Genomic DNA, 12,523 nt, shown 5'->3' with positions numbered 1-12,523 from the left:
ATTTCAGAATACCTCAATTCCAGCATTCTTATTTAATTTCAAAAATAATTCTAAAAGAGACTTGCTATCATAATAAGCCCCGTTAATTCAATGATTTTCGGGAATTTTTATTGAACTCGACAATCTTTTAAACTGATATTTGTCATTTTATATTAAATGCTTCAAAAGTACTTTTGACCCCAGAATTGACAAAAGATGCAAAACAGTTTAGTTTCAAAATATAATGTCGCGGGCCCAAGATACACCAGCTATCCAACGGTTCCCTATTGGAATAACGAAGGTTTTTCCCTGAATGAATGGAAAAAAGGGGTAATCCGGAGTTTTTCGGAGAGCAACTCCAAAGAAGGCATAAGTCTATATATTCACCTGCCCTTCTGCGAAAGCCTTTGTACTTTTTGCGGTTGCAACAAACGTATTACCAAAAATCACAATGTAGAAACACCCTATTTGGAATCTGTCTTAAACGAATGGCAACTATATTTAAAACTATTTACCGAACGTCCAATTATAAAAGAATTACATCTCGGCGGGGGTACTCCAACCTTCTTTTCCGCAGATAATTTAAAGCTGCTTTTAAAAGGAATATTTAGAGATGCTACCATTGCCGAAAACCCTTCATTTAGTTTTGAAGGGCATCCCAATAACACAAAAGGCGACCATCTACAAACATTGTATGACTGTGGCTTTACCCGGGTAAGTTACGGGGTGCAGGACTACAACCCCACCGTTCAAGTAGCCATTCATAGGCTTCAGCCATTTGTAAATGTGAAAAACGTAACCAATACTGCACGCGAAATTGGCTATACTTCGGTAGGGCACGATCTTATTTTTGGGCTTCCCTTTCAGAAAATTGAACACGTTATTTATTCCATTGAAAAAACCAAGGAATTAATGCCAGACCGTATTGCTTTCTATAGCTACGCACACGTTCCGTGGATAAAAGGCAACGGACAAAGAGGCTTTAAAGAAGCCGATTTGCCCAGTGCCGCAGAAAAACGCGAAATGTACGAAACTGGCAAAAAAATGCTGGAAGAAGCAGGTTATGTAGAAATTGGTATGGATCATTTCGCCCTAAAATCCGATAGCTTATATAAAGCTGTGGAAGAAAAAAAGTTACACCGAAACTTTATGGGTTACACAGATAGCAAAACGCAATTTATGCTCGGACTTGGCGTATCGGCTATTGGCGATAGTTGGTACAGTTTTGGCCAAAATGTAAAAAATGTTGAAGAATATCAAGATTTAGTGGCACAAAATATTATTCCCGTGTATCGCGGACATATTTTAAATGAAGAAGATTTGTTGATCCGCAAGCATATTTTGAATATGATGTGCAAACTAGAAACGTCATGGGAAGAAACCTCGCTTCAATTTAAAGAATTGCCCGAAGTTCTCTCCAAACTAAAGGAAATGGAAGATGATGGCTTAATAGTAATCGGTGCCAAAAAACTTCAAATTACCGAAAAAGGACGACCCTACGTACGTAATGTCTGTATGGCATTCGATGTGCTTCTGCAACGCAATCAACCTGAAACGCAATTGTTTTCAATGACGGTTTAGATCATTTATTTCTAAAAAAAAATTCCTATAAAATAGATTGTTAAATGACAATAGTCATATTTAGAAACATTCAAATATTCGAATTTTGTACTAGAATTTATTATAACAATGAAAGTTTTAAAATCCCTGCTTCCGCTAATTCTATTTTGTACAGTATCCTCCGTTTATTCACAATTTACGATAGATGCAGAGCTAAGACCACGTTTTGAATACAGACACGGATACAAAACACTTTTTCCCGATAATACGGATCCAGCGGCCTTTGTATCGCAGCGAACAAGATTAAACTTTGATTTTAAATCGGAAAAACTTCATTTGTTTTTAAGTCCACAGGATGTGCGGGTTTGGGGCGATGTTCCCCAATTAAACGTTGCCGATGAAAATGGATTTTCACTTCACCAAGCCTGGGGCGAATTTGTCTTGGTTTCAGATCTATCATTAAAAATTGGCCGGCAAGAAATTGTTTACGACGATCAACGATTTTTAGGAAACGTAGGGTGGGCGCAACAAGGCCGAAGCCACGATGCCGCAGTATTTAAATACGAACCAACTGCAGTTAAATTGCATGTTGGCGCCGCTTACAATCAAGATGCCGAAGCATTAACGGGTAACATTCTCACCAAAAACACCTATAAAAGTTTGCAGTATGCATGGTTTCATAAAGATTGGAAAAACCTAAATGCCAGTTTCCTATTTTTAAACAACGGACTACAATTTATAGACGAAATTGAACCGGCCAAGAGCGAAACCAGATACAGCCAAACGGCAGGATTACATTTAAAAACAGCTATCGCCAATTTCAACTTTAGCTCTAATCTGTATTATCAATTTGGGAAAGATGTTTTGAATAATTCGCTTGAAGCTTATTTAATATCTTTGGAAGCTTTATATTCGGCCAACGAAAACCTAAATGTTGGTTTAGGAGGCGAATTACTTAGCGGTAACGATTACGGAAGTCCGGCAAATGGAAAAAATAAGGCGTTTAACCCACTCTATGGTACAAATCATAAATTTAATGGGTATATGGATTATTTTTATGTGGGCAACCACTTAAATACTGTTGGTTTGGTAGATTTATACGGAAATGTAAAGTATAACTTAAGTACAAAATCGAAGCTCCAAATTGCATTCCATCAATTTTTCAGTGCAGCCGATTTGAAGAATAATGATTCAAAAAATTTGGGTTTTGAAATAGATTTAGTAACTTCATTTAAATTGAGTGAATTTACAAATATTCAGGCAGGATATTCACAATTTTTTACATCAAATGGAATTGAAATGGTAAAAAATAATTACGATAACAACACAAACAACTGGGCATGGGTAATGGTTACAATTAACCCTAATCTATTCACCTGGCAAAAAAATAATACAGAAACAACCAATAAATAAATCAAGCATAATTTTAAAATTCCAATCTATGAAATCAAACATTAAAAAATTCTTCTTTACTAAAATGCTCGTTGGCATAGCTGCTATAGCAATGCTCTCGAGCTGTGTAAACGATCAGTCTAGTAAAAAATACAAGGATGCGGTAGATATTCCTGTAAATCAGGAAATGATTGCAGAACTAACCTCTCCTCCATTCGTGCCAACTCCGGTTGGAAAGCGTATGGCGAAAAAGCTTATTGTCGATTTAGAAATACAGGAACGCGAAGGCGAAATGACCAGCGGTGTTAAATACATATACTGGACTTTTGGGGGAACGGTTCCGGGAAGTTTTATCAGAACCCGTGTTGGTGACGAAATTGAGTTTCACCTTAAAAACCACCCAGATAACAAGCTTCCACACAACATTGACCTTCACGCAGTAAACGGTCCAGGAGGTGGAGCAGAATCATCTTTTGTAGCTCCAGGGCACGAAAAAGTATTCTCCTTTAAAGTGCTTAATCCAGGATTATATGTTTACCACTGTGCAACAGCCCCTGTGGGAATGCACATTGCAAACGGAATGTACGGGCTAATTTTAGTTGAACCTGAAGGCGGACTAGAACCTGTTGATAAAGAATATTACATCATGCAAGGCGATTTCTATACGGAAGGTAAATACGGTGAACGTGGCCTGCAAGCTTTCGATATGCAGAAGGCAATTGATGAAAACGCAGATTACGTTGTATTTAACGGCCACGTAGGTGCTATGACTGGTGATAATGCTATTACTGCTAATGTAGGCGAAACAGTGCGACTGTTTGTGGGTAATGGAGGGCCTAATCTGGTGTCTTCTTTCCACGTAATTGGTGAGATTTTTGACAAAGTATATGTTGAAGGTGGTGATTTGGTAAACGACAATGTACAAACTACCCTAATTCCAGCTGGAGGTGCAGCCATAGTAGAGTTTAAAGTAGAAGTACCTGGAACATTTATTTTAGTAGATCATTCTATTTTTAGAGCTTTTAACAAGGGTGCCCTTGGTATGCTAAAAGTAGGAGGTGAAGAAAACGAAAAAGTGTTTGCCGGCGAAATACACGATGGAATCTACCTGCCTGAAGGAAGTGTAATTCAATCTATGCCAAGCCTTGACAGAAATAAGGAGAAAGAAGAAGTGAAAGCCTTGAGTTTTGAAGAAAAAATGAAATTTGGTAAGGACAAGTATATGGCCACTTGTGTTGCATGTCACCAAGGAAATGGACAAGGTATTCCCAATGCGTTCCCTCCTTTGGCAAACTCAGATTACTTAAATGCTGATGTTGACCGCGCCATTGATATTGTACTTCACGGTTTATCCGGTGAAATTACTGTAAACGGCAAAAAATACAACAGTGTAATGACCGCACAAGCCCTTAGTGACCAAGACGTGGCTAATGTTCTAACCTATGTGTATAATAGTTGGGGCAATAATAAAACTGACGTAACTCCAGAGATGGTTGAAGCCGTTAGAAACAAATAAAATAATTGATTAAAATGAAATATTATAGCACCGCCCTCTTCTTACTCCTTTCATTATTTTGTAAGCTATCAGCTCAGAATGATAAAATGGCTATGGTTGAAGGCGGTGTTTATTTACCACTTTACGGTGCCGAAGGTAAAACTGTAAAAGTAGAGCCGTTTTTAATGGATGTACATCCTGTTACCAATGCCGATTATTTAAAATTTGTACAGGAAAATCCAAAATGGAAAAAGAGTAACGTAAAAAGTTTATTTGCAGACAAAAGCTATTTATCTAAGTGGACAGACGATACAACTTTTACCGGACTTAAAGATGCTCCTGTAAACAATGTTTCTTGGTTTGCAGCAAAAAATTACTGCGAGTGTCAAGGCAAACGTTTACCTACAATGGATGAATGGGAATATGCCGCAATGGCCAATGAAAATGTACCGGATGCTCGTAAAATAAAAGCTTATAACCAATATATTTTAAACTGGTACGAAACTCCAAAAACCTTTAACCAACCCGTTGGTTCTACTTTTAAAAATTATTATGGCATTTATGACCTTCACGGTTTGGTATGGGAATGGACACAAGATTTCAACACGGTTCTTATCTCTGGCGAATCTAGAAAAGATGTAGATAAAGATGCTAACCTCTTCTGTGGAAGCGCAGCTATTGGTGCTTCAGATTTAATGAATTATGCAGCTTTTATGCGTTACGCATTTCGCGGTAGTATGAAAGCCCGCTACAGTTCCCAAAATTTAGGTTTTCGCTGTGCAAAGGATATTGAAAATTAAATATTGAAATGATAAACAAACTCAAATATATTTTTATTGCAGCCTCATTGGTTGCAATTTCGTGTAATAATACTGCAAAAGACACCGAAGCAACTGCTGAAAATGCCACTGAGCAAGCAACAGATAATGCTATCTCCGATATGTCTATCTATAATCTTCCGTCTAACTGGACTACCCAGGATGGCAACGAAATTGAACTAAAAGAGTTAAAAGGAAAAGTATTGGCAATGGTTATGATTTATACCTCCTGCCAAGCGGCTTGCCCCAGATTGGTTGCCGATATGCGAAACATTGAAAAACAAATTCCAGAAGATAAAATTGATGATGTCCAGTTCGTTTTTGTAAGTATCGATCCAAAAACCGATACGCCCGAACGACTAACAGAATTTGCCTTAGAAAACAAAATGGAAGATGACAAATGGCTATTTCTGCGTGGTACCGAAGACGATACTCGCGAATTTGCTGCAGTATTGGCCGTAAACTACAAAAAAATATCGCCAATGGATTTCTCCCATTCAAACATCATTAGTGTTTTTAATCAAGCGGGCGAACTGGCACATCAACAAGAAGGATTGGGCGTAGATAATAAAGAAACAGTTCAAGCTATTATTGATTTAGCTAAATAACAGTACGTTAAAACATAATAACGATCCGGAAAAAAGCGCTTTACACGCTTCCCTCCTTTTTACTTTTTCAATTTAAAATAGCGCCAAAACTATTTGTTATTTCCCGGTTCATCGTTCTTCTTTTTCTTATTGTGAACCATGTTTTTTCGATTTTTACTATTCTTCACATATAGAATTAACGCAATAATTATAACAAAACATATAACTATTGAAAGGATAGTTGTTACAACGCCCGACGTAAAATCTACTAATGGAATGGAGTTAAGGTTACGCATAACACAAAAGTTTAAATTTTATCATTTTTAGAGGGGGTTACTTCGTCTTTATCTTTCTTTTTCCCGCTAAACACAAAGCTAAGCACAAGGGCAGAAAGACCTACACATAATACGGCAAAGAAAATAATAATAGCGGTACCCATTCCCCAATTGGCAAGTGGCAAGATTAAATGTGTCATATTATAATTTTTAATTGGTTAATAATTATTTCATTTATTTTCTAAGATCATGGGTTCGCAATCGTAATTTGCGTCCACGGTCTCGGTCATCGGTTTTGGTGAAATATACGGGATGCCCAACCCCAAACCTCTAACTATAAACAGGCAACCTATTATTACTACAAAAACAGGAATTGCACGGCGTACGCGTTGCCGAACTTGCGCATTTAAAAAATTTCCAAGATATATGGCAGTTGTCATTAATGGTATTGTTCCGATCCCGAATATAGCCATATATAAACTTCCGCTTAAGGCATCGCCAGTAGCAATTGCACCAAATACAGCCATATAAACAAGCCCACACGGAAGAAAACCATTTAAAAGCCCAATGGTTAAAAATGTATCCGGCGTTTTCTTTTTTAGTTCCTTCCCTAAAGCGGACTTTACTTTTGAAATAATTTTAAAAACGGGTTTAGAAAAGTTGTATCTATTAAAAGTTTTCTGCGGAATAAAAATTACCAACAACATTAAAATTCCAATAAATATTGAAAGCTGCTGCTGAAATCCAAATAAATTTAAACTTTTACCAACCAATCCAAAGGCCAGTCCGATAATACTATAGGCCAAAATTCGGCCAAAATGGTACAGAAATGTTTGTCCAATTTTTTTTACATTATTATTTCTATCAACAGGTAATAAAAATGCAATTGGCCCACACATTCCCACACAATGGAAACTACCTAATAATCCAAATATAAGTGAGGTGTACAACATTCAAATTCCAAATTTATATTTCTGTGCTTGTTACGGCTCAAAGCCGTATTAATATACAATTTTCCTTTTATACAAATATGCTTCCCCTTCGTAGCTCCATTTTACAATCGTATTCCACCGTCCGGCAAGAAGGCGTTTATCTGGAATTAATAATTTTTCGCTCGTTAATTCCAACGGAAGTTGAAAATCCAAATTTTTATTAGACGGCCTGTATAAAAATACAGTGCCCTTTATTTTTGTGTAATCTATATTCTTCGGAAATGTAAGCATCCATCCTTCGGCAATTTTTTCGCCTGTAATAGATCCTTCCAAGGAATTGGCATTCTCTTCTGCGTCAAATTCTTGTTGGAAAATCATTTCTTTTTGGTAGTATTCTTCGGTTACCAAATCGTAATCGTATTTATCTTCGGTACTTATTCTTATAACAAAATACAGAATAAACACTATAAAAAGTGCCAACCAAATTGCCAATCCCGTACCCCAATTCATCTTCATTACTTACCTTTTTTAATTATTCTTCACTCTTCAATTCGCAATAAAATACCCGAGCTTTTAATTTATAATATTTCAGCATTAATAGGCAGAAGTAACGTTTTACTTAAAACTTCGTGGGCCTAAAAATGTAACGCTGGTGGTTTCAATTAAATTCTCCCCGCTGTAAACTTCTATTACTGCACGGTTTTTATCGCCGCTTAAAGCCGAATTATTTATTTCAATAAATAGGGTTCCTTGTGCCAAATCTTGCGCTGGCACCACAATTGCACCGTGTTTTACAGTTTGAATTGTACCCTTAGGCGATTTCAATTTAAAGTGAATATCCTCAATATCCTTAGTGGTTTTATTCAACAATTTATAGGTGAAAACATTGCTGATAATATTGCCGTCTTTGTGCTCGTACAACTGTCCGGGAAGACGCAAAATGTTTGCTTCAACATCACTTCTTAAAAATAAAAGTCCGGATAAAACACCAATTAAAATAACTAATACTGCCGTATAACCCTTTAGACGTGGCGTAAATTTAAATGGTGCCTTTTTTTCAATATTCTCTTCGCTCGCATATCGGATTAATCCCTTTGGCAAGTTTACCGCTTCCATAATACTGTCGCACTCATCAATACAAGCGGTACAGTTTATACATTCCAATTGTGTTCCATTGCGAATATCAATTCCCGTTGGGCAAACATTTACACACTGAAAACAATCTATACAATCTCCTTTTCCCGAAGCCTCCCGATCTTCATTCTTTTTAAATTTGGCACGCCCCACTTCCTTTTCGCCTCGTTTATGGTCATAAGCCACCACAATAGATTTAGTGTCTAACAAAACCCCTTGTAACCTACCGTACGGACAAGCAATTATACATACTTGCTCGCGAAACCAGGCAAAGACAAAATAGAATACTCCTGTAAAAATCAATAGTGAAATAAGCGTACTTACATGCTCTAACGGCCCTTCAAAAACATATTGAATTAACCGGTCGCTCCCGATAAAATAAGCGAGAAAAATATTTGCGATGGCAAACGAAATAACAAAGAAAATAAACCATTTTAATACGCGTTTCCTGATTTTCTCGGCATTCCACGGAGCTTTATCTAAACGTATTTGTGCACCTCTATCACCATCAATCCAATATTCAATTCTTCGGAAAACCATTTCCATAAAAATTGTTTGGGGGCAGATCCACCCACAAAAAATTCGGCCAAAAGCCGCTGTAAAGAAAATAATAAAGACCACCCCAATGATCATCATTATAACAAACAGATAAAAATCTTGCGGCCAAAAAGGAAAGCCAAAAATATTAAAACGTCGCTCCAAGACATTAAATAGCAAAAACTGATTGCCGTTTATTTTTACAAATGGCGCAATAAAGAGAAATGCAAGTAAAATATAACTTACATATTTTCTGTATTGATACAATTTACCTGAAGGTTTCTTGGGGTACACCCAAGCCCTTTTGCCTTCTTCGGTCATTGTGCCAATACTATCTCTGAAACGTTCGTTTTCTGGGGTATCCACTATTAATTGTCTTTAGAGATTTATTTTGTAACGCAAATTATTAAACCAATTTTTCCGTTACATTTTAAATGTTTGATACAAATTATTCTCCGGTCCACAAATCGCCTTCAGGCTCTTTGCCATCTGCCGGATTGGTTCCGTGTAAGGAGATAACATAACTGGCTACTTGTGCCATTTCGTTTGGTTTTAATTCAGATTTCCAAGGAATCATACCTTTTCCGGCGCGTCCTCCCTCACTAATGGTATGGAAAACATTTTTAATGCCCCCGCCCAAAATCCAGTAATCGTCTGTAAGGTTTGGGCCAATACCGCCGCCACCACTGTCTTTATGGCAAGCTACACAATTATCTGTATATATTGTTTTACCTGCAGCAAGATCTGAAGCTTCTGTTAGCAGTTCAACGGTTTCTGCATCTACTAAGTCTTTATTGTTTTTCTTAAACTCGGCAATAGCAATTTCTGCTTGTGCAACTTCTGCTTCGTATTCATCAATCTGGGTGGGTCCATCAAACATTTGATAGTAAACAAAATAGCCTATTGCAAAAACAATAGTTGCATAAAAAAGATAGGTCCACCACGGTGGCAAATTGTTGTCCAGCTCGCGAATGCCATCGTAATTATGATCCAATACAATTTCTTGCTCTTTTGCTATTGGTTTAGAATCTAGCATTTCGTGATACTTTCGTTTAAACCAGGCAAAGCGTTTTTGTTCGCGTGAATTTTCGGCAGCTACAAACCGTGTTTTTGCCTCTGGAGAAAGTCCTGAGAACAAAACGCGTTCTAGGGCTGCTGCTATTACTTCAAAAGCAATCGCGATAAAAAGAACTGCTACTAAAACCGCCCAAATAATTGGGTATTTTACAATTGCCAAATCTTTTCCGGAATCGACTAAAAATTCCATTAGAAAAAAAGCGAGAATCATAAACCCGATGACTCTTAAATATGAAGCTGTGGTTTTCATTTGTATATAATATTTGAATGGTTTGCAGAAGACGGAACAATAAATTGAACCCCCTTCATGGTTTTATTATTTGTGAATGTGAATTTCATAATATTTCATCATTTTGATACTTAGTATCGTCTTCCAACGGAATATTGCTCACCTCAGTAATATGATCTTTCTTCGCCGTAATTACCCAGTAAAAAAGGGCAACAAAAAAGAAGAAGAATATTAAAAGTGAAATCATTGGATAAATCTGAACATTATCAATATTTTCAAGGTTTCCTTTTATAAATTTCAGCATCTCTATTGGTTTTTTGCCGAAGCATCTTCGGAATTTTGTACTTTAATATCTGTTCCTAACCTTTGTAGGTAGGCAATTACCGCAACTATTTCGCGGTTTTTCATTTCTATAAATTCTTCGCCATTTTCGGCAGCATATTTTTTGTCTGCCTCATATGTGGTTACAAAATCGGGGTCGTTATACAGGTTCTTTTCAATTTTTGTTCCCTGCTCATCCATCCATTGTTGGGCCCTGTCAATTTCTTCATCTGTATAAGGCACTCCAATTTTAACTAAGGCTCGCATTTTAGATTCGGTATCAGATTTATCTAATTCGGAACTAATTAACCATTTGTACGAAGGCATAATAGATCCCGAAGAAGTACTTTGCGGATCGTACATATGATTTAAATGCCAGTTATCGGAATATTTTCCTCCCACACGATGCAGATCTGGTCCCGTACGTTTACTTCCCCATAAAAAAGGATGATCGTAAACATATTCACCCGATTTTGAATAGTCGCCATAGCGTTCTACTTCACTTCTAAACGGACGAATCATTTGGGTGTGACAGTTTACACAACCTTCGCGAATGTATATATCGCGTCCTTCCAATTCTAAAGGTGTATACGGTTTAACGCTCGAAATAGCAGGTACATAATCATCTACCATTAACGATGGTATAATTTGTACCATACCTCCTATTAAAATTGCTATTGTCGCGTAAATGGTTAATTTAATTGGGCGACGCTCCAACCAAGTGTGGTATCCTTCACCCGAAGTTTGTCTTTTTGGTACCGGAGCAAGAGGTGCCGCTTCAGCTAGCTCATCAGTAACCTTGCTTCCCGTACGTGCCGTCATTACTATATTATATAGCAATACAAAGGCACCGGCAATATATAAACTTCCTCCAATGGCACGCATCCAATACATAGGCATGATTTGCGTTACCGTTTCAAGGAAGTTTCCATAGGTAAGTGTTCCATCCGGGTTAAATTGATTCCACATAGAAGCCTGCATAAAGCCTGCAACATACATAGGTAGGGCATACATTATAATTCCTAAAGTTCCTATCCAGAAATGTGCATTTGCCAATTGTGTAGAATACAATTTTGTTTTAAATAAGCGCGGAACCAACCAATAAATCATACCGAAGGCGAGGAAACCATTCCACGCAAGAGCTCCTACGTGTACATGCGCAATAATCCAGTCGCTAAAATGGGCAATGGCATTTACGTTTTTAAGTGAAAGCATGGGACCTTCAAAAGTTGCCATCCCATAACCGGTAATGGCTACCACAAAAAACTTTAAAACTGGATCTACACGTACTTTATCCCAAGCACCTCGCAAGGTTAAAAGTCCGTTGATCATACCTCCCCACGAAGGCGCTAAAAGCATTACTGAAAAAGCAACCCCCAAATTCTGCGCCCATTCTGGAAGTGCCGTATATAACAAGTGATGGGGACCTGCCCATATATAGATAAAAATTAACGACCAAAAGTGCACAATAGATAGACGATACGAATAAACAGGCCTATTTGCAGCTTTTGGTACAAAATAGTACATCAATCCTAAAAACGGGGTGGTCAAGAAAAATGCAACCGCATTATGCCCGTACCACCATTGTACCAAGGCATCCTGCACACCGGCGTACATAGAATAACTCTTTAGGGCCGTAACCGGAATTGCCATACTGTTAACTATATGCAGTACAGCAACCGTTACCCAAGTACCCAAATAAAACCATAATGCAACATATAAGTGGCGTTGCCGTCTTTTTACCATCGTCATTATAAGATTTATACCAAATGCTACCCAAATAACGGCAATGGCAACATCAATTGGCCATTCCAATTCGGCATATTCCTTTGAGGTGGTATAACCCAACGGTAGCGTAATTGCGGCAGCAGCAATTATTGCTTGCCAACCCCAAAAGTTTAGGTTACTTAAAGCATCGCTCCACATTCGGGCCTTTAATAGCCGCTGTGAAGAATAATAAACTCCCGCAAATATCGCGTTCCCGACAAAGGCGAAAATTACGGCATTGGTATGTAAAGGTCTTAACCTACCAAAACTAAGCCACGAAATTCCGTCTGTCATATTTGGGAACAAAAACATAAAGGCCAGCAACAAGCCAACACTCATACCAATGAGGCCCCAAAAAATCGTAGCATTGATAAATTTTTTGACAATCTGGTTGTCGTAATAAAACTGTTCTGTTTGCAT

13 protein-coding genes are annotated in these 12,523 nt (G+C 37.6%); 5 read left to right on the top strand and 8 right to left on the bottom strand.

Features of this window, described 5'->3' with window-relative positions; translation table 11 throughout:
• The first annotated feature begins 195 nt into the window (after nt 1-195).
• From hemN to QCQ61_RS10585, 5 genes are all read left to right on the top strand, one after another.
• Nucleotides 196-1,560 carry an oxygen-independent coproporphyrinogen III oxidase gene (gene hemN / locus QCQ61_RS10605; RefSeq protein WP_279447627.1) on the top strand — a complete coding sequence of 455 codons (1,365 nt, stop codon included), beginning with the start codon at nt 196-198 and terminating at the stop codon, nt 1,558-1,560.
• A gap of 108 nt (nt 1,561-1,668) precedes the next feature.
• Nucleotides 1,669-2,952, top strand: a complete 1,284-nt coding sequence (locus QCQ61_RS10600) for an alginate export family protein (protein ID WP_279447626.1) — start codon at nt 1,669-1,671, stop codon at nt 2,950-2,952.
• 28 nt (nt 2,953-2,980) lie between these two features.
• Nucleotides 2,981-4,447, top strand: coding sequence for a copper-containing nitrite reductase (nirK, locus tag QCQ61_RS10595; protein WP_279447625.1), 1,467 nt, complete (start codon nt 2,981-2,983; stop codon nt 4,445-4,447).
• Nucleotides 4,448-4,461: 14 nt separating this feature from the next.
• Nucleotides 4,462-5,226, top strand: a complete 765-nt coding sequence (locus QCQ61_RS10590) for a formylglycine-generating enzyme family protein (RefSeq protein WP_279447624.1) — start codon at nt 4,462-4,464, stop codon at nt 5,224-5,226.
• A gap of 8 nt (nt 5,227-5,234) precedes the next feature.
• Nucleotides 5,235-5,852 carry an SCO family protein gene (locus tag QCQ61_RS10585; protein WP_279447623.1) on the top strand — a complete coding sequence of 206 codons (618 nt, stop codon included), beginning with the start codon at nt 5,235-5,237 and terminating at the stop codon, nt 5,850-5,852.
• An 89-nt stretch (nt 5,853-5,941) separates the two neighbouring features.
• Here the strand turns inward: QCQ61_RS10585 and QCQ61_RS10580 are convergent, their stop codons facing one another.
• The 8 genes from QCQ61_RS10580 to ccoN all read right to left on the bottom strand — a co-directional run bounded on the left by QCQ61_RS10580 (nt 5,942) and on the right by ccoN (nt 12,523).
• Nucleotides 5,942-6,127 (bottom strand): hypothetical protein, encoded by a 186-nt coding sequence (locus tag QCQ61_RS10580; RefSeq protein ID WP_279447622.1) that lies wholly within the window; start codon nt 6,125-6,127, stop codon nt 5,942-5,944.
• Nucleotides 6,128-6,138: 11 nt separating this feature from the next.
• Nucleotides 6,139-6,306, bottom strand: a complete 168-nt coding sequence (locus QCQ61_RS10575; protein ID WP_279447621.1) for a hypothetical protein — start codon at nt 6,304-6,306, stop codon at nt 6,139-6,141.
• 30 nt (nt 6,307-6,336) lie between these two features.
• Nucleotides 6,337-7,059 (bottom strand): sulfite exporter TauE/SafE family protein, encoded by a 723-nt coding sequence (locus QCQ61_RS10570; RefSeq protein WP_279447620.1) that lies wholly within the window; start codon nt 7,057-7,059, stop codon nt 6,337-6,339.
• Nucleotides 7,060-7,107: 48 nt separating this feature from the next.
• Nucleotides 7,108-7,554, bottom strand: a complete 447-nt coding sequence (locus tag QCQ61_RS10565) for a FixH family protein (RefSeq protein WP_279447619.1) — start codon at nt 7,552-7,554, stop codon at nt 7,108-7,110.
• Between the two features lie 99 nt (nt 7,555-7,653).
• Nucleotides 7,654-9,075: a cytochrome c oxidase accessory protein CcoG gene (gene ccoG / locus QCQ61_RS10560; protein WP_279447618.1), complete on the bottom strand. Its 1,422-nt coding sequence runs from the start codon at nt 9,073-9,075 to the stop codon at nt 7,654-7,656.
• An 82-nt stretch (nt 9,076-9,157) separates the two neighbouring features.
• Nucleotides 9,158-10,036 (bottom strand): cbb3-type cytochrome c oxidase N-terminal domain-containing protein, encoded by an 879-nt coding sequence (locus QCQ61_RS10555; RefSeq protein WP_279447617.1) that lies wholly within the window; start codon nt 10,034-10,036, stop codon nt 9,158-9,160.
• 85 nt (nt 10,037-10,121) lie between these two features.
• Nucleotides 10,122-10,319: a CcoQ/FixQ family Cbb3-type cytochrome c oxidase assembly chaperone gene (locus QCQ61_RS10550; RefSeq protein ID WP_279447616.1), complete on the bottom strand. Its 198-nt coding sequence runs from the start codon at nt 10,317-10,319 to the stop codon at nt 10,122-10,124.
• A gap of 2 nt (nt 10,320-10,321) precedes the next feature.
• A complete protein-coding gene (ccoN, locus tag QCQ61_RS10545; RefSeq protein WP_279447615.1) occupies nt 10,322-12,523 on the bottom strand; it encodes a cytochrome-c oxidase, cbb3-type subunit I in 2,202 nt (733 codons plus the stop codon).

It is taken from the genome of Aequorivita marisscotiae (assembly GCF_029814825.1).
Lineage (GTDB): Bacteria > Bacteroidota > Bacteroidia > Flavobacteriales > Flavobacteriaceae > Aequorivita > Aequorivita marisscotiae.
Note: the sequence above shows the minus strand (reverse complement) of the source record. Positions and strands in the feature narration are given on the sequence as shown.